General features: G+C 66.1%; 21 protein-coding genes and 3 tRNA genes. 17 read left to right on the top strand and 7 right to left on the bottom strand.

Going from position 1 to position 20483, the window contains the following annotated elements:
- Nucleotides 1-19: 19 nt before the first annotated feature.
- Nucleotides 20-1264, top strand: a complete 1245-nt coding sequence (locus LK459_RS07330; RefSeq protein ID WP_007236510.1) for a hypothetical protein — start codon at nt 20-22, stop codon at nt 1262-1264.
- A gap of 33 nt (nt 1265-1297) precedes the next feature.
- Here the strand turns inward: LK459_RS07330 and LK459_RS07325 are convergent, their stop codons facing one another.
- Nucleotides 1298-1813, bottom strand: a complete 516-nt coding sequence (locus LK459_RS07325; protein WP_407648785.1) for an acyl-CoA thioesterase — start codon at nt 1811-1813, stop codon at nt 1298-1300.
- A 211-nt stretch (nt 1814-2024) separates the two neighbouring features.
- Here LK459_RS07325 and LK459_RS07320 point away from each other — a divergent pair, with 211 nt between their 5' ends.
- On the top strand, nt 2025-3071 hold the full coding sequence (locus tag LK459_RS07320) for an alpha/beta hydrolase (RefSeq protein WP_227922414.1): 1047 nt from the start codon (nt 2025-2027) through the stop codon (nt 3069-3071).
- A gap of 142 nt (nt 3072-3213) precedes the next feature.
- Here the strand turns inward: LK459_RS07320 and hisC are convergent, their stop codons facing one another.
- Nucleotides 3214-4287 carry a histidinol-phosphate transaminase gene (gene hisC, locus LK459_RS07315; protein WP_227922412.1) on the bottom strand — a complete coding sequence of 358 codons (1074 nt, stop codon included), beginning with the start codon at nt 4285-4287 and terminating at the stop codon, nt 3214-3216.
- Nucleotides 4288-4489: 202 nt separating this feature from the next.
- Between hisC and LK459_RS07310 the strand changes: the two genes are divergently transcribed.
- The 5 genes from LK459_RS07310 to LK459_RS07290 all read left to right on the top strand — a co-directional run bounded on the left by LK459_RS07310 (nt 4490) and on the right by LK459_RS07290 (nt 7442).
- Nucleotides 4490-4581, top strand: a tRNA-Ser gene (locus LK459_RS07310).
- Between the two features lie 38 nt (nt 4582-4619).
- Nucleotides 4620-4692, top strand: a tRNA-Arg gene (locus LK459_RS07305).
- 336 nt (nt 4693-5028) lie between these two features.
- Nucleotides 5029-5790 (top strand): aquaporin Z, encoded by a 762-nt coding sequence (aqpZ, locus tag LK459_RS07300; RefSeq protein WP_007236506.1) that lies wholly within the window; start codon nt 5029-5031, stop codon nt 5788-5790.
- Between the two features lie 175 nt (nt 5791-5965).
- Entirely contained in the window at nt 5966-6742 is a 777-nt protein-coding gene (locus tag LK459_RS07295) for a hypothetical protein (protein ID WP_227922410.1), read from the top strand.
- Between the two features lie 151 nt (nt 6743-6893).
- Nucleotides 6894-7442 (top strand): putative glycolipid-binding domain-containing protein, encoded by a 549-nt coding sequence (locus LK459_RS07290; RefSeq protein WP_227923605.1) that lies wholly within the window; start codon nt 6894-6896, stop codon nt 7440-7442.
- A gap of 92 nt (nt 7443-7534) precedes the next feature.
- On the opposite strand, the gene LK459_RS07285 is transcribed toward LK459_RS07290, so the two are convergent.
- Nucleotides 7535-8539 carry a prephenate dehydrogenase gene (locus LK459_RS07285; RefSeq protein WP_227922409.1) on the bottom strand — a complete coding sequence of 335 codons (1005 nt, stop codon included), beginning with the start codon at nt 8537-8539 and terminating at the stop codon, nt 7535-7537.
- A 110-nt stretch (nt 8540-8649) separates the two neighbouring features.
- Here LK459_RS07285 and LK459_RS07280 point away from each other — a divergent pair, with 110 nt between their 5' ends.
- On the top strand, nt 8650-9192 hold the full coding sequence (locus LK459_RS07280) for a tRNA adenosine deaminase-associated protein (RefSeq protein WP_039992988.1): 543 nt from the start codon (nt 8650-8652) through the stop codon (nt 9190-9192).
- 27 nt (nt 9193-9219) lie between these two features.
- Entirely contained in the window at nt 9220-9711 is a 492-nt protein-coding gene (locus LK459_RS07275; RefSeq protein ID WP_007236501.1) for a nucleoside deaminase, read from the top strand.
- A gap of 57 nt (nt 9712-9768) precedes the next feature.
- Here LK459_RS07275 and LK459_RS07270 read toward each other — a convergent pair whose 3' ends face one another.
- On the bottom strand, nt 9769-10728 hold the full coding sequence (locus LK459_RS07270; RefSeq protein ID WP_227922406.1) for a zinc-binding alcohol dehydrogenase family protein: 960 nt from the start codon (nt 10726-10728) through the stop codon (nt 9769-9771).
- A 70-nt stretch (nt 10729-10798) separates the two neighbouring features.
- Here LK459_RS07270 and LK459_RS07265 point away from each other — a divergent pair, with 70 nt between their 5' ends.
- From LK459_RS07265 to LK459_RS07250, 4 genes are all read left to right on the top strand, one after another.
- Complete coding sequence (locus tag LK459_RS07265; RefSeq protein ID WP_227922404.1) at nt 10799-11434, top strand: TetR/AcrR family transcriptional regulator C-terminal domain-containing protein; 636 nt, start codon at nt 10799-10801, stop codon at nt 11432-11434.
- Between the two features lie 118 nt (nt 11435-11552).
- A complete protein-coding gene (locus LK459_RS07260) occupies nt 11553-11822 on the top strand; it encodes a hypothetical protein (protein WP_007236498.1) in 270 nt (89 codons plus the stop codon).
- A gap of 177 nt (nt 11823-11999) precedes the next feature.
- A complete protein-coding gene (locus LK459_RS07255; protein ID WP_005178602.1) occupies nt 12000-12209 on the top strand; it encodes a CsbD family protein in 210 nt (69 codons plus the stop codon).
- Nucleotides 12210-12286: 77 nt separating this feature from the next.
- Nucleotides 12287-12377: transfer RNA gene (locus LK459_RS07250), tRNA-Ser, on the top strand.
- Between the two features lie 341 nt (nt 12378-12718).
- Here LK459_RS07250 and LK459_RS07245 read toward each other — a convergent pair.
- Nucleotides 12719-13795, bottom strand: coding sequence for a D-alanine--D-alanine ligase family protein (locus tag LK459_RS07245; RefSeq protein WP_227922402.1), 1077 nt, complete (start codon nt 13793-13795; stop codon nt 12719-12721).
- An 85-nt stretch (nt 13796-13880) separates the two neighbouring features.
- Here LK459_RS07245 and LK459_RS07240 point away from each other — a divergent pair, with 85 nt between their 5' ends.
- Nucleotides 13881-15191 (top strand): UDP-N-acetylmuramoyl-tripeptide--D-alanyl-D-alanine ligase, encoded by a 1311-nt coding sequence (locus tag LK459_RS07240; protein WP_007239059.1) that lies wholly within the window; start codon nt 13881-13883, stop codon nt 15189-15191.
- Nucleotides 15192-15193: 2 nt separating this feature from the next.
- On the opposite strand, the gene LK459_RS07235 is transcribed toward LK459_RS07240, so the two are convergent.
- Together LK459_RS07235 and LK459_RS07230 are read right to left on the bottom strand one after the other, a co-directional pair.
- The gene (locus LK459_RS07235; RefSeq protein WP_227922400.1) at nt 15194-15976 is read right to left on the bottom strand and encodes a MerR family transcriptional regulator; all 783 of its coding nucleotides are present in this window, start codon (nt 15974-15976) and stop codon (nt 15194-15196) included.
- Between the two features lie 51 nt (nt 15977-16027).
- Nucleotides 16028-16480 carry a hypothetical protein gene (locus LK459_RS07230; protein WP_007239057.1) on the bottom strand — a complete coding sequence of 151 codons (453 nt, stop codon included), beginning with the start codon at nt 16478-16480 and terminating at the stop codon, nt 16028-16030.
- Between the two features lie 91 nt (nt 16481-16571).
- Here LK459_RS07230 and tgt point away from each other — a divergent pair, with 91 nt between their 5' ends.
- The 3 genes from tgt (at nt 16572) to LK459_RS07215 (ending at nt 20471) form a co-directional block, all read left to right on the top strand.
- On the top strand, nt 16572-17864 hold the full coding sequence (gene tgt, locus LK459_RS07225; protein ID WP_227922398.1) for a tRNA guanosine(34) transglycosylase Tgt: 1293 nt from the start codon (nt 16572-16574) through the stop codon (nt 17862-17864).
- A gap of 236 nt (nt 17865-18100) precedes the next feature.
- A complete protein-coding gene (locus tag LK459_RS07220) occupies nt 18101-19450 on the top strand; it encodes a hemolysin family protein (RefSeq protein ID WP_227922395.1) in 1350 nt (449 codons plus the stop codon).
- The gene (locus tag LK459_RS07215; protein WP_007239713.1) at nt 19443-20471 is read left to right on the top strand and encodes a hemolysin family protein; all 1029 of its coding nucleotides are present in this window, start codon (nt 19443-19445) and stop codon (nt 20469-20471) included. Before LK459_RS07220 ends, LK459_RS07215 begins: the two co-directional genes overlap by 8 nt.
- Nucleotides 20472-20483 lie beyond the last annotated feature (12 nt).

Raw genomic sequence — 20483 nt, 5'->3', positions numbered from 1 at the left:
AATCGAAGGCGTTGCAACGATGATCGACAAGCGTTCGGCCCAGCAAGGTGGCGACAGCAGTGCGCAGATCCGCGCGTGGTGCGATCGGTCGGCGATAGCGGGCGAACGTCCCGAACTCTCCGATACCGCAGCGCTGCTCGTGGCCTCCGGATATCTGACCCCGGCCGGCCGTGCGATCCTGGTCCGCCGCATCTCTTCCGGCCTTCCGGTGCCGACGCTACCTGCGGGTTTCGGTGAGCTGCGCCGACTGCAGCGCGCCATTGCCCAGCTGGAGAGCCAACTCGAGGCCCCCATGGTCCCGGGCATGGTCGCCACGTTGATGCGCGGACGCCTCAACGGGCTGCTGCGTCGCCGTGACGACGCCCGCAAGCTGATCGTGACGGCGAAGGGCGTGTTCGCCGGGAGCACTCGCGCCATCCGACGGGAACGCCGAGAGAACGTGTACCTCGAGATCGAGGAGCGCGAGCGGCTGTTCGCCGGGCTGCTCTGCACGCCGACCCCGAATGTGAACACGTCGAACCCCATGCGCAGGGCCGGGACGGCGGCTGTCGAGCGCATCGCAGGCGTCGTCGGACAGGTGGCCGCGCGGTCGGGATATCCACAAGCCGGGGAGTGGGCCAGCCGGGTCGCAGCCACCGACCCGGCGGCGGTCTCGGTGCGGGCTGCGTCGACAACTCCGCTGACGGGCACCGCGAACTTCGTCGACGGCTACGAGACGTTGATGTTCCTCGCGGCGCACTACTACGACCGCATCATGCGCAACCCTGCCTGGCGGTCGGATCACTTCGCGGTACAGCGCACGCAGGTCAACCTCCACGCCGAGCTCGCGGAGATCGTCGCCGACGTCATCGCGCTGCGTTCGGTCAGGATCGACCTCGACCGCGCCAAGCGCAACGGCGGATTCGACGCCGCGTTCGCAGCCCAGATCGATCGTCGTGAAACGGCGTTGCGGCCCGTGTGGACCGAACTGATCGATCGTGTGCAGGCGATCGGTGACGTCGCGCACGTCGTTGAGTCGGCCGCTATCGAGTTGCAGATCCTCTCCGAATACAACAGGGCCGCGACGATCGACGATCGCATCGACGCGCTCATCGCCAGGTCGGGCGACAGGGAGATCTCCGTCGACAACGCCAAGCGCCTGAGCGAGCAGGTACGTAGCGGTGAGGAGCAGTTGCGCATCTATCGCGACGTACTCGACGGCAACATCGCCCGGATCTCGCCTGCGGTGCCGCGCGAACTCCCCGCGCGCTACGAGCCGTCCTGACCGGCGGGCGTGGAAACCCGTATCCTCGGCAGCTCAACCGGCGCGTGACCAAGCGCGCAGGTGATCCTTCTCGACGGCTGTGAGCCGCCGCAGGGAGTGCGCATCGACGTCGACGACGGCCATCTGGGTGCTCGCCACGCAGGCGGGTTTTGAATCGTCCGGTGCACGGGCGCTGCGGACCTCGTAGCCGATGGTGAAGTCGACCGAGCGAAAACCTTTGATCCACATGCCGATTCGCAGTGGTGAATCGTCGTGCCGGAGCTGGCTCTGGTACCGGATCTCGACGTGCACGATCATCGCGCTCTTGATCAGCTCGGCCTGAGACTCCGAAGGGGTGTCGGCGTCCGCAGCCAAATCGGCTGCCATCACCAACCACTGGATCCTGGCCTCTTCCATGAGCGTCACCATCCGTGCGTGGTTGATGTGACCAAACGCATCCATGTCCGACCATCTCACGGGGACCTGCGCGACAAAAGCGAAGTCTCGGGCACCGAGAGCGCCGTCACCTGCTGACTTCGCCGACCTGTCCGGATCCTTTGGTGTCGTCACGAATAACAACCTTATGTCGACGACGCGGGATCGTGATTCGGGGATGTCGCGCGCCGTGCTCGGCACGTACCCTGTGATCGACACCGGTCGCGGCGAGAGGGGAACTCGCCGATGCAGGCCGTCGAGAAGCTGACAACGCGCCGTGGGCGTGGTCGATGAGTGCACGATCCGATGGTTCCGTGTGCGTGAAGGTAATTCGAGGAGAGCGTGCATGGGTGTGCGTTGCATGATCGCAGGAGTGCGTCGACGTACGAGAGACACCGGATCGGTGGTCCGTCGCTCGACGGTGCTCGCGACCGCTTTCGTCGGATTCGCCGGCTTGCTCGCGGGAGTTCCCGCCGCGGCTGATGCCGCACCGGTCCCCGTCGCGAAGATAGCGAAAACCCAGAAACTCGGACCGCTGCGCACCGACATCTGGGTCACCTCGCCAGCGATGAAGACCAAGATCAAGCTGTCGGTCCTGACCCCCGCAGACTCGGCGGGCCCGCGTCCTACCGTGTACATGCTCGACGGCGCCGGCGCCGAAGGTGACGTCAGCGATTGGATCACCAAGGGCCACGCCGGCCGCTTCTTCGCTGGCAAGAACGTCAACGTCGTGCTGCCGACCGGGGGTAAGGGTAGCTTCTACACCGACTGGCAGAAGCGCGATCCCAAAGTGGGACAACCCATGTGGGAGACGTTCCTCGCCAAGGAGCTGCCTCCGCTGATCGACAAGCGGTTCGACGGCAACGGCCGCAACGCTGTGATCGGTCTGTCGATGGGCGGGCAGGCGGCGTTCGCACTCACCATCCGACACCCGTCGGTCTACAGCGGACTCGCCTCGCTGTCGGGCTGCCCGCCGGTCTCGGGACCGGCCAACGAGGCCTATGTGCGCACGACCGTCGGACGTGACGGCGGCGATGCGACCAACATGTGGGGGCCGTTCGGCTCTGCCGGCTGGGACGCGCACGATCCCGCCAAGCATCTCGATGCACTACGCGGCAAGAACATCTTCCTGGCCGCCGGATCAGGCGCGATCGGCCCGCTCGACCTGCAGCGGCGCATCGAGCCCGACGAGGGCCCACCGGAAGCCGTGACGGCGTCGTCGTCGGCTCTCGAACTGGGCGCCTACCGCTGCTCGCTCGAATTCGCCGCGACGATGCGCGCCAACAACGTTCCGTATACCGACGGCTTCCGGCTGATCGGCACGCACACCTGGGCCTACTGGGAACAGGACCTACCCGCGGCGTGGCGGACGGTCTCGCGCGGGCTGTACTGACCTCCGCCCGGGCGCTCTTCTGCGCCGACCGTGCGTCCTGTGCCGTCGAGAGTGCGCCCGGTGCCGGCGGCTGTGCGTGCTAGGCGGTCGACTGAGCGCCACGTGCCGCCGAGTGTGCGTTCTGTGTCGGCGGCTGTGCGTGCTAGGCGGTCGACTGTGCGCTGGCCCAGCCTGCCGCGAAGGCCAGGAAGGCGTCGTTCTCGTCGGGTTCGGTGACGGTCACGCGCACTCCGTCGCCTGCGAACGGTCGGATGATCACACCGGCATCGCGCGCGGCGTCGGCGAAATCGGTTGTCGAATCACCGAGTTCGATCCAGACGAAATTGGCCTGGCTCTGCGGGACGTGGTAACCCATGGCGCGCAATCCGTCTGCGACCCTGGTGCGCTCCCCGACGATCGCATCGGTGCGTGCGAGCAACTCGTCGTCGGCGTCGAGGCTGGCAACGGCGGCGGCCTGCGCCACGGAGTTGACCGAGAACGGCACGTGGGCCTTGCCGAGCGCGGTGATGATCTCGGGGTGTGCGATCGCATACCCGACACGCAGCCCGGCCAGACCGTACGCCTTCGAGAAGGTCCGTAGCACAACAAGATTCGGGAACTGGCGATGCAATTCGATCGCGTCGTACGCCTGAGTCTCCGTCGGTCGGACGTACTCGAAGTACGCCTCGTCGAGCGCGACGATCACGTCGGCGGGAACCTTTGCCAAGAAGGTGAGCAGGCTGTCGGCGTCGACGATGGTCCCCGTCGGATTGTTCGGGTTGCAGACGAAGATCAGGCGCGTGCGGTCGGTGATCGCGTCGGCCATCGCGGGCAGGTCGTAGCTGAGTTCGTCGGTCAGCGGAATCTGCACCGGCACCGCGCCGACGAGCCGGGTCGCCAGCGGATAGGTCTCGAACGACCGCCAGCCGAACAGCACCTCGTCGCCGGGCTCGCAGGTGATGGTCACGAGGTTCTGGCACAAGCTGACCGAGCCGCAGCCGACCTGGATTTCGTCCTCGGTCACGCCGTACCGCTTCGCGAGCGACGCCGTCAGCTCGACCATGCCGTTGTCGGGATAGCGGTTGATGGTTCCGAGCGAATCGACGATCGCCCGCTGGACGCTGGGGAGCGGCCCGAACGTCACCTCGTTGCTTGCGAGCTTGATGGCACCCGGGAACGTCGCACCGGGCACGTAGACAGGCAGTTCTTCGAGATGGAGGCGAAGGCGGAAACTCACACGTCAAATGTAGGACGCGGGTCTTCCTCGACCGAAATCGACTCCCGGTGGCGAGCGCGCAGAGCGTCGTCGAGGATCGGAGTGGAGTGTCGTCGTCCGAGAGCCATTCGTGCAGGTCGTCGCATCTGCGAGCTCGCGGTTTGCTTCGGACTACTCACCGTGTGTAACCTTTCCACTCGGCAGTTCGAAAGGACTCCGCCAAGGAGGCGTGCCAGAGCGGCCGAATGGGACTCACTGCTAATGAGTTGTCTCGCTAAAACGGGACCGGAGGTTCAAATCCTCTCGCCTCCGCCACCGCAGTCGCCTCGACCGCGGAGAACTGAATAACGCACGCGCCCGTAGCTCAACGGATAGAGCATCTGACTACGGATCAGAAGGTTTGGGGTTCGAATCCCTACGGGCGCACTTCGCAGACACCCCGCTACCTGTTCGCTCAGGTAGCGGGGTGTCTTGTTGTGCGTGAGCGGAGCGGAAAAAACCAGGGGAAAGGCCTCTTCCCCTGGTTTCCGACGTTTCCGCGTGTTGCTTCGCGGGGAAGGGGAAGAAACCCGCGGAAGGAGCCGTCGCCCGGGGTGGATTGCACAGTCAGAGGGTCCGCGCGGAGGTCTGCGCCCGGTCTCGCCCAGGTCACTGTTCCGAATCGAAGGGCTGTTTCTCGGCGATGAATGGTGTTTGCTGAAGTTGCACAAGTTTCTGATGTGACATTCGAACCCCCGCGAATCGCACGACGGAAGGAACTCCATGCCCTCACCCATCGCGAAGATAACTGCCGAGTTGTTCGGTACGTTCTGGCTCGTGTTCGGCGGTTGCGGTACCGCCATCTTCGCTGCGAAAGAAGTTGCTGTCGGAGACGACACCGGCACCAGGATTCAGGTCGGCGTCGGGTATCTCGGCGTCGCGCTCGCCTTCGGTCTCACCGTGGTCACCATGGCGTATGCACTCGGACACATCTCCGGCGCCCACTTCAATCCCGCCATCACCCTGGGCGCGTGCGTGGGCGGTCGGACACCGTGGCGTGACCTCCCGGGGTACTGGGTCGCGCAGATCGTCGGCGGTCTGCTTGCGGGTCTGGCGCTGTGGGGGATCGCAACCGGCAAGCCGGGCTGGACACGCGAAGGGAACATGGCGGCCAACGGGTACGCAGAGCACAGTCCCGGCCACTACACACTCGCCGCGGTGATCGTCGCGGAGATCCTGCTGACGGCGTTCTTCCTGATAGTCGTACTCGGCGCGACCGACGTCCGTGCCCCAAAGGGGATGGGAGCCTTGGCAATCGGCTTAACGCTGACCCTCATCCACCTCATTTCGATCCCGATCTCCAACACGTCGGTCAACCCCGCACGTTCGACAGGTGTCGCATTCTTCAACGGCAACGGGGCGCCCGGCCAGCTCTGGGTGTTCTGGGTTGCGCCACTCGTCGGCGGGATCATCGGAGGGCTGCTCTACCCGCTGCTCTTCGAGGACGGACGTTTCAAGTTCATGCCCGTGCAGAACACTGTCTGACCCGCACACCGCAGGCTGATCCTCACATCGCAGCGACGTCGAACAACGGCGTTCGACGCGACGGCCGACCCGGGTAATGCCCGTGGCCGGTCGTCGCTTGTCTGCGTCGGTCCGTATCGTCGGAATCGGGACGGCCGTGATGCTGGCCGCACCGTCGGCGAGACAGGAGTAGGGCATGGGACAGCAGGAGGCGGGGCCGCGGCCCGAAGACCTCTATCGCGCACCGCTGATGCCCGGGCTCTACCCGCCGCTCGGATTCGCCCCCGATGGGACGCCGCTCTTCCGACCAGACCAAAGACAGCCCTCGACGACGCAGACTTCGCGGGCCGAGTGGCCCCAATCGACGAACGATCCCGCCGGTATGCCATACCCGGGAGACGGCACGGCTCCTCCGGTGCCCCCGGATGCGCCATTCGACGACGCCGCGCCAGACGAGCAGCGGCGTCAGCCGCAGTCGCCAGGCAGGTTCGGCGTCGGGTTGGTGTTCGCGCTGGTCGCCGCGGTCGTCGTCGGGCTCGTCTTCTACGGGTTCTCGCTAATTCGCCAATCCAGCGCGCAGTCGCAGGACGCCCCCACCACGCTGACGATCGTCGACCCCACCACACCCGACATCCCGAACGGACAGCAACAGCCGGGCAACCCGATGCCGCCGCCGGGCGCCACCGGAGCACCCCGCGACAGCGACACGACGGGGCGAGCGGTGACCTACGACGCGACCATCGAGGGCAGCGGCACCATCCTCTACGTCGACGACGTCGGGTTGCGCAGCGAGTTCACCCCGCCTCCGACGTGGCATCTCGAGTTCACCGCCGGGTCGGCGCCGTTGCGCCTGCTGGTTCTCGCCGGGGTGAACAGCTCTGCGTCGTGTGAGATCCGAGTCGACGGGCAGACCGTGTCGACCGATCGTGTGGGTCCCGAGTCCACTCGTCGAACCGCGACATGCCGCGCGTGACCGTAACGAAGTGGTGGAGACCGCCGTCCGATGTGTGCCCGGGCCGCTCGATCGCTACCGTAGACGCGTGAGTACAACCCCAGCCCCCGACCACGACGCCGCGTCGAGCGGCGGAGCGGTCGACACCGCTCCCGTGCGGGAGTACAAGACGATGATCACCTGGCGCGGTGTCGGAGTCGATCGGCTCGAGCAGGTGCGCATGCACGTGTCCGGGCTTCGTATCAAGGCATACGGTCGGATCATCGCGGCCGCCACGGACGAGAGTGAGGCGTTCTCCGCCTCCTACGAGCTAATCACCAACGAGGTCGGAGTGACCAAACGACTCTCGATCCATCTGCTTCGGGAGAGCGGTGAGAGCCAGCTCGGTCTCTCCCACGACGACGAGAACCTGTGGCTCGTGCGCTCCGACGGAGACACGATCCGCAGCGACTTCGACGGCGCGCAAGACGTCGACCTCGCCATGTCGCCGATGTTCAACGCGCTGCCCATCCGTCGATTCGGAATGCGCACTGAGCCGACCGACATCGACATCCCGGTGGCCTACGTCTACCTGCCCGAAGGCGACGTGAAGCCCGCGCGGATGCACTATACGTCCGGGCCCGACGGCATCGACGTCGTCTCGCCGGTCGCCACGGCGAAGATCGCCGTCGACGAGAACGGTTTCGTCGTGAACTACTCCGGACTCGCCGAACGCGTGTGATGTCGGCACGGCTGCTCGCTTCGGTGGCGGCCTGCTCGATCAGCGGCGGCTGGCTGTGACCGTCGAAACCACCGCCCCGGCGGGTTCGGTGCTCAACCCAGCCAGACCCTGCCCTCGTGCGCCTGTCTCCGCATCTCCGACGCCCAGCCGTGCGCGCCGACGGTGACTCCGACGATCGGCTCCCGACCGCGCGCTGCCATCTCCTCGTAGGCCATGCGAGCGCGGTGGCCGTCGTCGATCAGGGCTGCGACGCTTCCCGAGTCGCGTAGCTCGTCGCGTGCCTGGGTCAGCCGGTCGATCGCCTCGCTGAGCGCATTGAGGACGGCCACGTCGTTCGCCTCGATCATCGCCCGCTGCAAAGCGGGCTCGGTCGCGGCCACCCGTGTCCCGTCCCGAAAGCTGCCCGCCGCGAGACGCAGGGCGAGCCTGCTCTCTCCTGCGCCGACAGCCGCGGTGTCTGCTGCCAGTAGGTGCGGAACGTGGGAGATCGCCGCGACGGCCCGATCGTGTGCGTCGGGTGCTGCGGGCACCACGACGGCGGACACCTCGAGCGCGAGTCGCGCGACAGTGGTCCAGTCGGCGGGATCGGTGTGATCCTCGGTGGTGACCATCCACATCGCATCACCGAACAGGGTCGGATCGCAGGCTGTCCATCCTGAGCGGCTCGTTCCGGCCATCGGGTGCCCGCCGACGTAGCGCGCATGCGGATGCAGGCGCGAGACCTTTTCGGCCACCGCCTGCTTCACGCTGATCACGTCGGTGAGCAGGCAGTCCGGCGCGGTCTGTGCGACGGCACTCAGCAGCGGATCGATCGTGGTGACCGGCGTGGCCAACACGATGAGCGCGTCGTCGTCTGCTGCGCGGCGCAGCGTCGACACCAGGTCGTTCGAGGCGTCGTATCCGGCGCCGAGCGCAGCGTCGACCGTCGTCGTCGATCGGTTGTATCCGTAGACGTCCCGCCCCGCCGCGGCCAGCGCCTGCATGAGCGACCCGCCGATCAGTCCGAGGCCGACTATGCAGACCGGTCGACGGTCGTCGGCGGACGTCTGCGATTCCGGAATGGTCTGCGAGCTGCTGTCGCGGCTGTCTGCGGTCACAACGTCCAGATTCGCACATCTCGCTCGTCGGCCGCCGTGGTGAGGGTGCCGGACGGTCGGAGTCGGGAGGGGATTGGGGCGGGCGTCACTTCTGGACTACCGTGAGCGTCATGGCAGGTGCCGGCGCTGGGGTTTCGGGCTCCAACAAGCAGCAAGCGAACGACGACATCGAAGGCTTCGCGGTAGCCGTGGTCCGCGAGGACGCCGTGTGGAAAGTCAAAGCACTCGACGCTTCTGCATTGAGCGATCTGTCTGCCGCCGAGACCCAACTCCGTGAACTCCGCGCCGCAGGCGCCATCTTCGGACTCCTCGACATCGACGACGAGTTCTTCATCGTCGTCCGTCCCGCACCGGGCGGTGCCCGACTGTTGATCTCCGATGCGACCGCCGCGATCGACTACGACATCGCCGCCGACGTGCTCGACGCCATCAACGTCGACGTCCCCGACCTCGACGACGATGAGCTCGACGACATCGACCCCTGGGAGGAAGGCGACCTGGGCGTGCTCTCCGACCTCGGATTACCGGACGCGGTGATGGGGGTGATCGTGGGCGACACCGATCTCTACGCCGACGAGCAGATCGGGATGATCGCCGCTCGACTCGGTTTCGCCGACGAATTGGCGAAGGTGCTCGACTCGCTGGGTCACTGAGTCGTCCGACGGACGGGACGGGCATTCATGGAGCGGCACCGCGACGTCGACTGGGGGCCCGTCGTGTGGGATCAGATGATCGGCGAAGCGCTTGCTGCGGCAGTCGAATCCTCCGGACCCGACGACGTCCCGATCGGTGCGGTCGTCTTCGATCCCGCGGGCGTCGAACTGGCGCGGGCCGGAAATCGTCGCGAGCTCGACGCCGACCCGACCGCCCATGCCGAGATCCTCGCCCTGCGCGCTGCCGCCCACGCCTACGGCGACGGATGGAGACTGCCCGGCTGCACACTCGCCGTGACCGTCGAGCCGTGCACCATGTGCGCGGGCGCGATCACGCTGTCCCGCGTCGACGCACTGGTCTTCGGGGTGTGGGAACCGAAGACAGGTGCCGTCGGGTCGCTGTGGGACGTGGTGCGTGACCCGCGGTTGACGCACCGGCCACAGGTGCGTGGTGGGGTGCGCGAAACGGAATGTCGGGAGCTGATGATCGGTTTCTTCGACACTCGTCGCGACGGCTGATCGTCTCCCACGTCGAGCGCCGATCGCGCATCGCAGTGCTGTCAGGGTGTGACGCTGTCAGGGTGTGACGACGACCCGCTCGGGTCCGTCGTACGACCACGCCTTCTCGATGTCGTCGATCCCAAACCCGACGTAGGGCACCTGAAGGTCTCCCGAGGCGATCGCGTCGATGACCGCGGGGATCGAACGCATCTGCTGTGCTGCCGTCACCGATCCCGCTCCGCTACCGGAGACCGTGATGTTCCGTGAGCGCAACAGGCTCGACGGAACTGAGGCGTCGGCGCCGGCAAGGGAACCGATCTGCACGTACGAGATCTGGGCGTCGTCGTCGTGCAGACCCCGACGTCCCAGCGACGCGAACGTTGCTTCGGCGACCGGGCCCCAGACGTAGTCCAGGACGAGATCGGGCGTCGACGTGGAGATCGCCGCAGCCAGTGCGTCGGTGGGGTCGTCGACGTCGAGTCCGACGACCTCGACGTCGGGTGCCTGCAGGGTGCTCAGAACTGCCTGATTACGTCCCGCCGCGACGATGCGTTCGGCTCCGAGCAGTCGCGCGCTCTGTACTGCGAGCCGACCCGACATCCCGGTCGCGCCGAGGACCAGCACGGTGCCCAGCGCGCCGCGCGCATCGAGATGAGCGTGCAGCGGAAGCCATCCCGAACCCGCGGGATTGACCCCGGCGGCGACCGCGAGAGGATCTGCGTGGGGCGGGACCGCGAACCCGGCCTGCGCTGCCATCCGCTCGGCCATCGTCCCCCACGGTGCCGCGACACGGCCTGTGTACCGCAGCGACCCGTCGGCGGATCGGACGACCGCATCGATGCCCGGCACCTGCGGATAGACGCCGGAACTTCCGTAGTGGCGACCTGAGGCGAGTGACCGAACGACCTGGTGCAGACCCGCGCCGACGAGTTCGAAGAGCTCGGTTCCCTCGCTGACCTGCGGTTCGTCGAATGTTCCCCGCGTCGGTGTCTGCCCGGCTTCGCTGATGATCGCTGCGCTCATGGGTGCTCTCATGGGTGCTCTCCTTAACTTAGTTAAATCAGATACGGCTCAAGCGTCCCTTAACTTTGTTAAGCTGTCAACCGTGCCGCCAGGACGAGCCAAGGGGTTGACCCGCGCCGACATCGTGCAAACAGCGTTGGATCTACTCGACGAGAAGGGGATCGACGCGGTCACCGTTCGCGCGGTGGCGACGCGGTTGGGGGTGAAGGCGCCCGCGCTTTATTGGCATGTCGAGAACAAGCAGACGCTGCTCGACGAGATGGGCACCGAGATACAGCGTCGGGTCATCAATCGACTGCGCGATCAACCGATGCAGGCGTGGCCGGACTCGGTGGCGGCCTATGCGCGCGTGCTCCGTCGGGAGTACCTCGCGCATCGCGACGGTGCGCGGACATTCAGCGGAACGCGGCTGACCGATCCCGACGTCTTGCGCGCGCAGGAACCGTGGCTCGAGCAGATCGTCGACTCGGGGATTGCACTCGAAAAGGCGGTTCGTGCAATCGAATTCGTGACCGCGTTCGTCGTCGGGTTCGTCATCGAAGAGCAGGAGCGGCTACAGTCCGGCGAGCCGCGCTACTCGCTGGCGGAGCGGACCGCGATGCTCGGCGACGACGTCCCCCTCGTTGTCGAGGCTGGAAAGATCCTCTTCGGGGACCGTGAGCAGCGGTTCGAACGAAACCTCGAGGCCGTCGTCGACGCTCTGCGTGTCGATTCGTGAGGTCTTACGTCCCGATCTGTGTACTCAGGGTCTTCACCCAGAGACAGCGTCGACCTGCTGTGGCAGGTTGGTAATCGAGCGCGGAGCATCCGGCTCTGCATGGCGAGGAGTCGAGACCATGTCTGAATCGAGCGACAAGATCAACGAGGCCGTCGAGACGGTCAAGGGGAAGTTCACCGAGTTCACCGAGAACGAGAAGGTGCAGGACGCCGTCGGCACGGCCAAGGAGAAGTTCACCGAGTTCACCGAGAGCGAGAAGGTGCAGGACGCCGTCGGCACAGCCAAGGAGAAGCTGGGCGAGCTTGCCGACAACGAGAAGGTGCAGGAGACCTTGCACACAGCGAAAGAGAAGTTCGACGAGTTCAAGGGCAAACTGCTCGGAAACTGAGGCGGTAGCCTGGCTCAGTTTTTCGGCGTCGCTGCACGTCGGACGCCATCTCGATCGTTGAGAGAGTTCTGAGCCCAGGGATTCAGATCTGTCACTGCCACTTCGATGATGTGTACGGTGGATTTCAGGAGCCGCGAAAACCGCGCTCTGGTTCGCACACGCGAAGGAGAGAGTTCTATGGCAACCAGTGATGATGCTCAGAACAAGGCAGAAGAGCTCAAGGGTCGGGGCAAGGAAGCCGTTGGCAGCCTGACCAACAACGACGACCTCAAGGACGAGGGCAAGGGCGACCAGGCTGTTGCCGAGGGCAAGCAGAAGGTCTCTGAGGTTGCCGACAAGGTCAAGGACGGCGTCGAGAACATCAAGGACAAGCTCACCGGCCACTGAGCGTTGCGCTTCGAGCTGCCACCCTCCGCTGACCTGCTGATTTAGTGTCAGACGCCAGCTGCGGTACAGTCTTCCGCGGTGGCGTGTCCGAGCGGCCGAAGGTGCAGCACTCGAAATGCTGTGTGCGGTAACCCCGTACCGAGGGTTCAAATCCCTCCGCCACCGCCAGATACACCCCCTCATCTGCTCAGGTGAGGGGGTGTTTCGCTGTCTGTGGTCAGGAGGCGGGCGCGCAGAAAGTCGCGGAAGGAGCCCTTCCCCTGGTTCCCGACGTTTCCGCGTGAAGTTTCGCGGGGAAGGGTACGAAACCCGGGGAAGGAGCCCTTCCCCTGGTTCCCGACGTTTCCGCGTGAAGTTTCGCGGGGAAGGGTGCGAAACCCGGGGAAGGAGCCCTTCCCCTAGTTTCTGCGCGGCAACCGCCTGCCCCTCACCCCCTGCGCCGCCGCCCGTCGCAGGCACCCTGGTCGACGCCGCCCAGTCCCCGCGCCCCGGGGCCGGGAACCCGCCCCTCAGTGCTCCGTCGAGAACCCGACGCGCCGACGGTGCGCTTCCAGCGCGAGGGTGACCAGGCGGTCGATCAGGTCCGGATACGCGATGCCGCTGGCCTCCCAGAGCTTCGGGTACATCGAGCCGGGGGTGAATCCCGGGATCGTGTTGACCTCGTTGAGCAGCCAGCCGCGTCCGGACTCCTCGTAGAAGAAGTCGACGCGGGCCATGCCTGCACACCGCATCGCGAGGAATGTCGCGGCGGCGAGCTCACGGACCTCGCGCGTCGCCTCCTCACTCAGCGGTGCCGGGATCACCAGCTTGGCTGCGCCGGTGACGTACTTGTCCTCGTAGTCGTAGAACTCGCTGCCCGGGCGGATCTCGCCGGGTACCGACGTCTCGGGATGCTCGTTGCCGAGCACTGCCACCTCGACCTCGCGGCCCGAGACGAACTCCTCGATCACCACGACGTCGTCGTAGCGGAGGGCGAGGTTGATCGCCGCATCGAGCTCTGTTGCGTTGTGTGCCTTGCTGATTCCGACCGACGACCCGAGATTGGCCGGCTTGATGAACAGCGGGAGGCCGAGTTCCTCGATAGCGCGGAACGCCACGGTGCGCGGGTCGTCGACGCCGTCGCGGTACTCGACCCAGCGGCACTGCGGGATTCCCGCCTGGGCGGCGATGATCTTCGCCATGCCCTTGTCCATACAGGCGGCGGAGCTGAGCACACCGGCTCCGACGTAGGGCAGCTTGAACAGCTCGAGCATCCCCTGGATGGTGCCGTCCTCGCCGTGCGGGCCGTGCAGCAGCGGGAGGACGACGGTGATCGATTCCTCGGAGTGGGCCTGCAGCTCGCGCAGCGGGTCGACGACGGTGCCCGCGATGTCGAGGGCGTCGGGCAGTGGGGTGTTGTCGGCCAGCGACGCGATCACCTTGTCGTTGCGTACCCAACTGCCGTTCTTCGCGATACCGATCGGGACGAGGCTGTACTTGGCCGGGTCGGCGGCTGCCAGCACGTGCGCTGCGGTCACACGGGACACATCGTGCTCGGCGGACACGCCACCATAGAGAACAACCAGGCGCAGCAGGGGAGTCGACATGGGTCACACGATACGGCCACGCCGAGCCGCACTCTCCCCGGCGTGCGTGGTGTTTCGTGCCTTCCTCTAGCGTTGAGGCGTGCACATGCAGGCAAGTGAGCTGGCGGACGAGGTCGGCGGTCAACTCGTCGGAAACGACGTGACGGTCGACGGCGCGACGATCGACTCGCGCGCGGTGCGGGCGGGACAACTGTTCGTCCCGCTCGTCGCGGCTCGTGACGGCCACGACTTCATCGCGAGCGCTGTATCGGCGGGCGCGAGCGCGTACCTCACCTCGACGGGACCGGCGAGCGGCGTCGACGTTCCCGCCATCACGGTCGACGACACCGCTCTCGCCCTCGCCGACCTCGGGCGTGCTGCGCGGCGTCGACTCCCCGAGCGGGTCGTCGGGATCACCGGGTCGGTCGGCAAGACGTCGACGAAGGATCTTCTGGCCGGGTTGCTCTCCACGACGTACCGCACGGCGGCGAGTGAGAAGTCGTTCAACAACGAACTCGGTCTTCCGCTGACACTGTTCAACGCGCCCGACGACACCGAGGCGGCGGTGGTCGAGATGGGTGCGCGTGGCGTCGGACACATCGAGTTGTTGTGCTCGATCGCGCATCCGACCGTCGGCATCATCACCCGGGTCGAGGGTGTTCACCTCGAACTCTTCGGCAGCATCGAGGCCGTCGCGCGAGCCAAGGGCGAACTGGTCGAATCACTTCCCGCCGACGGGATCGCCGTCCTCAACGCCGACCACAAGCACGTGGCCGCGATGGCGTCCCGGACCTCGGCGCAGGTGCTCACCTACGGGCTGGCCCCGTCGGCCGACGTCGTGGCCACCGACATCACCGTCGACGATCAACTCCGCGCCTCGTTCCGGTTGCACACGCCCTGGGGCAGCACAGACGTGACTCTCGCGGCGCGTGGTGAGCACCAGGTGTCGAACGCGCTCGCGGCGGCCGCCGCCGCAGGTGGACTCGGGGTTCCCGTCGACGACATGCCCGCGGGTTTCCTCGGTGCCACCCTCTCCGGTCTCCGGATGGAACTGTCGACCACGCCGAACGGCGTCGTCGTACTCAACGACTCCTACAACGCCAACCCGACCTCGATGTCGGCGGCGCTGCGCTCCCTCGCAGCGCTCGACGCTCGACGACGCTTCGCCGTGCTGGGGACGATGGCCGAGTTGGGGCACGATTCCGACGCAGAACACGAGGCGATCGCGTTGCAGGCCGATTCACTCGGTGTACAGGTGATCGCCGTCGGCGAGCCGACATACGGCTCGACCGCCACCCACGTCGCCGACATCGACGCCGCTGTTGCCGCCCTCGACGGACTCGGCAACGGCGACGCGGTGCTCGTCAAGGGCAGTCGCGTCGCCGCGCTCGAACGGGTCGCCGAGAAGCTGGGCTGAACCTACCTGTCCTGCGCGTTCGCGCGGATCACGTCGCGCAAGAACACGGCCAGACCGGGCGCGACGTCGTCGTAGTGCTTGGCGAATCGAGGATCGTCGACATACATGTCGCCGAGACAGACCTGCATCTCGTAGCTGCAGTCGTAGAACTTCTCGATACCCGCGCGGTGCGCCTCGGCGAGCTCGTTCGCCTCGGCAGAACCGGGTTCGACGCCGCGCCGCATCGCTTCGGCGAGCTGTGATTCGAGCGCGTCCGCCTCTGCCTTGATCTGTCTCCAGTCGTCTTTGCCGTACTGCGCGGCCCGTTGCTGACTCTGCTTCCACTGCTCGGTGCCGCCCCAGCGTTGCTGCGCTTCGTCGGCGTACTCCTCGCCGAGCCAGTCATCGCCGAAGATCTCGGTCTGTTCGGCAGCCGACAGCGCAATGCCGTTCTTCTTCGCCTTCATCATGTCCTCCACAGCTGCAACCATTCGGTGCAAGCGGGCGATCCTCTCGGTGAGCAGATCACGCTGGGTACTCAAGTGACTCAGCGCATCGGCGTCCGGATCGTCGAGCAGGGTCGCTATCTGCTCGAGCGGAAAGCCCAGCTCCCGGTACATCAGCACCTGGTGAAGACGCTCGACGTCGGCGTCGTCGTACACGCGATAACCGGCGAGTGTTCTGCCCGACGGCGCGACCAGCCCGATCTGGTCGTAGTGATGCAACGTGCGGACACTGACGCCGACGAGCCCGGCGACCACACCGACGGTGAGGTCGCCCGACCTCGGGGCATTTCCTTCGCTCACACCGATGACCTTGCTGCCTGACGTCGCGTGAGGGTCAAGTCGGCGTGCACGTCAGGGCGCGAAGCCGACCCGGTCCGAGCCCTTCTCGCATGCCGCGAGCAGTCCGTTGCCGGTGGCAGGCGCGCACGTCCAGCCGTCGACGTCCTGTGGCTCACCGCTGGCGATCTTCGGGCCGTACGACTTCGCGAGCGTCATGGCCTCGGAGCAGCTCAGGTCACCGGCGAGGATCTGCACCCGCAGCGCGCCGTCGGGTCCGGAGATCTTGTCGCACACCTTGGTCCCTGCGGCGGTCTCGTCGGGTATCGACGTCGTCGGCGATGCCGGACGGGGGCCACCGACCACGGCGGGACTGGTGGATTCGCTCACCGACGTCGCTGCCGGGCTCGCAGTGTCCGCTTGCTCTTCGGAGCCGCAGCCGGTCAGCACCAGCGAAGCTGTTCCGAGGGCTCCGCAGCAGGCCAGCACGATCCGGGTGGGTACCTTGAGATTCGTTCCGCGCATCATGGACTCACCGTAGCGAATCGGCTGTCGAGTCCCGGTCGGCTCGTCGGGAGCTCATTTGAGCTCAGGCTGCTCGAACTGCGAAGATCGGGCTGTGACCCCGCCCGATACCGCCGACACCAATTCGACCGGCCTGCACCTGCGTCCCGACCACTCGTATTCGGTCGGCACGCGCCTCGACGGTTCGCTCGGCCGCACCGGGGTCATCACGACGCCCCACGGCGACATCCGGACACCTGCCTTCGTGCCGGTCGGAACGAAGGCAACGGTGAAGACCGTCCTGCCCGAGGCGGTCGAAGCGCTCGGTGCGCAAGCCGTGCTCGCCAACGCCTACCACCTCTATCTGCAACCGGGACCCGACATCGTCGACGCTGCGGGCGGGCTCGGCGCGTTCATGAACTGGTCGGGTCCTACGTACACCGACAGCGGTGGGTTCCAGGTGATGTCGCTCGGCGCCGGTTTCAAGAAGGTCATCTCGATGGACGTGACCGGTGAACAGGACGACGAGAAGATCGCCGAGGGGCGCGAACGACTTTCGCGAGTCGACGACGACGGCGTCACCTTCAAGTCGCACCTGGACGGATCGTCGCACCGGTTCACTCCTGAGCTGTCGATGCAGATCCAGCACCAACTCGGTGCGGACATCATCTTCGCCTTCGACGAGTTGACGACGTTGATGAACACCCGTGGCTATCAGGAGAATTCGCTCGAGCGAACCAGGCAGTGGGCGATTCGGTGTCTCGCCGAGCACAACCGGCTCTCCGTCGAGCGCGGCCACCGGCCACAGCAATCGCTGTGGGGAGTACTGCAGGGTGCACAGTACGAGGATCTCCGACGCAAAGCCGCGCGCGACCTGACCGACCTCTCGCGCCGTGACCAGGATGCGGGCGGAAAGGGCTTCGGCGGTTTCGGTATCGGCGGTGCGCTGGAGAAGGCCAACCTCGGCACCATCGTCGGATGGGTCAATTCCGAACTGCCGGAGGACAAGCCGAAGCATCTCCTCGGGATCAGCGAGCCCGACGACATCTTCACCGCCATCGAGAACGGCGCCGACACCTTCGACTGCGTGTCGCCGACCCGCGTCGCCCGCAACGGCGCCATCTATTCGCTCGACGGCCGCTACAACATCACCAACGCGCGTTACCGCAACGATTTCCGGTCGCTGGATCCCGAGATCACCAATTACACATCGCAGTACTCGCGTGCCTACCTGCATCACCTGTTCAAGGCGAAGGAAGGCCTCGCCGCGACACTGGCGACACTGCACAACGTCGCTTTCGTCGTGCAGATGGTCGACGGTGCCCGCCGGGCCATCGAATCCGGCGACTATTACGCCTACCGCGACGAGTTTCTCGGCCGCTACTACGCGGGCAACCGCGACAACTGAGCGCACGCCGGCCGAGCCGGTCACCACTGGTTCGAGACCGCCGGGAACCGACGCGGAGTCCGGTTCGTTCGATTCGCGTATCCTGGACGTATTCGTCCATCCCCGCAGCAGAAAGACATGATGAACCGCGCTCGGCGCAAAAAACGGAGACCTCGACGATCCTGCCCCCGTTCGGGGGCATTCACCACTTCTGACCGGTCGGTGCCCACCCCGACGGTTCGCGACGAGGTGTTCGCATGATGATCGTCCTCGGAATCGTGCTCGGCATCCTGGTCGTCTTCGCCATCACCGCCCTGACCGGGTACTTCGTCGCACAGGAATTCGCCTACATGGCGGTCGATCGCTCACGCCTCAAGGCGCTCGCCGCCGACGGTGACGCATCGGCGGCCAACGCCCTCAAAGTCACCCGCCGCACGTCCTTCATGCTCTCGGGTGCACAGCTCGGCATCACGGTCACCGGTCTGCTCGTCGGTTATGTCGCCGAACCATTGATCGGCAGTGGCGTCGGCGAACTACTCGGCGATGTGGGAATCCCGGTCGCGCTCGGTGTGGCGATCGGTACCGTGCTCGCCGTGCTCTTCTCCACCGTCGTGCAGATGGTGTTCGGCGAGCTGTTCCCGAAGAACCTCGCGATCGCTCGTCCCGAGCCGGTCGCTCGTCGACTCGCACTCTCGACCTCGGTCTATCTGAAGGTCTTCGGACCGGTCATCACGCTGTTCGACGCCGCGTCGAACCTTTTGCTCAAGGCCCTGCGCATCGAGCCGGTGCACGACGTCGAACACTCCGCCTCACCGCGCGACCTCGAACACATCGTCGCCGAGTCGCGGGAGGTCGGCGAACTCCCGGCCGAATTGTCGACGCTCCTCGATCGCGTGCTCGACTTCCCCACGCGCACAGCAGAACACGCGATGGTTCCCCGACCGCTCGTCGACTTCCTCGCCGCCGATACCGCGTTGCCCGAGATCCGCTCACTGATGGCGGCCGGGCACACGCGATATCCCGTCATCGGAGACACCCCCGACGACGTGGTCGGGATCGTGCACCTGCACGACCTCTTGGAGCGACTCGACGACACAGGTCTCACGGCAGCGGATCTCGCCCGACCTGCCGCGATCGTTCCCACCACGCTGCCGCTCCCGGCGGTGCTCGACCGTCTCGATCCGGCAACCGACGACGAAATGGCGGTTGTCATCGACGAATACGGTGGCATCGCGGGAATCATCACCGTCGAGGACATCGCCGAGGAGATCACCGGCGAGATCGACGACGAACACGACGTCGCATCGTCGGAGCCGATCCAGCGGGCCGACGACGGTTGGCTCGCCCGTGGTGACACCCACCTCGACGAGGTGTCACGACTGATCGGCCATGACGTGGCCGACGGCGATTACGAAACGCTGAGCGGACTGGTCATCGCGACGTCGGGCGACCTGCCCGAGGTCGGCGACAGTGTCGAAGTGCCGCTCGCCGACACGGCTTTCGGCGCATCGACCCCGACGGTGACCGCTACCGTGACGCAGCTCCGCCGCCGCGTTCCCGCGCAAGTGCATCTGGCCATCGCCGAGGAGGGCGACGCCGATGAGTAACCCCTGGGTCGTACTCGCCGCCACGATCGTGTTGATCGCGGCGAGTGCGTTCTTCGTCGCCGTCGAATTCGCGTTGCTCGCCGCACGCCGTCACCGCATCGAAGACGCTGCGCAGACCAGCCGTGCCGCGCGGGCCGCGCTGCGCAGCTCGTCGGAACTGTCGGTGCTGCTCGCCGGTTCGCAGTTGGGTATCACCGTGTGCACGCTTGCGCTCGGTGCGGTCACCAAACCCGCTGTGCATCACTGGATCACACCCGGAATCGAGGCGCTCGGCGCACCGCTGTGGATCGCCGACGTCGTCGGATTCGTGCTGGCGCTCATCATCGTGACCTTCTTGCACCTCGTGGTCGGCGAGATGGCACCCAAGTCGTGGGCCATCGCACATCCGGAGAAGTCGGCTGTGCTGTTGGCGATTCCGATGCGCGCGTTCATGTGGGCGGTGCGACCGGTTCTGCTCATGTTGAACCGTCTGGCCAACTGGTGTCTGCGTCGGGTGGGTGTTGAGCCGGTCGACCAGATGTCGTCGGGCCAGGACTCCGCGACGCTGCGACAGCTCGTCGATCACTCCGCCGAAACCGGGATGCTCGACGACGAGTACCACCATCGCCTCAGTGCGGCACTCGCGACCGAGGCACTCACCGTCGGCGACGTCGTCGGCGACAGCGCGCTCGACGCAGTGTCAGCGGAGGCGTCTCCGGCTGGCATTCAGCAGGTTTCGCGTCAGACCGGACACTCCCGACTCCTCGTCGTGCGCGGCGGTGAGGTCGACGAGAATCTCACCTCCGACTCGGTGATCGGGGTTGTCCATGTCCGAGACAGCCTCGACGCCGCCGACGATGTCACTGCGGCCGACCTCGCGCGCGACATACTGATCGTGCCAGCCGAGTTGCCTGCCTACGAGGGTATGGCGCGGATGCGAGACCGTCGCGCACACATCGCGCTCGTCTCCGCCGGCGACGAGGTTCTCGGCGTCCTGACCCTCGACGATCTGCTGGCCAGGCTGTTGGTCACCGCGTCCTGAAGACCGCGTGAA

It is taken from the genome of Gordonia otitidis, assembly GCF_020735545.1.
In the GTDB taxonomy this organism is placed as follows: Bacteria; Actinomycetota; Actinomycetes; order Mycobacteriales; family Mycobacteriaceae; genus Gordonia; species Gordonia otitidis.
The sequence above is the reverse complement of the archived record's forward strand: the minus strand, read 5'-3'. Positions and strand labels throughout refer to the sequence as shown.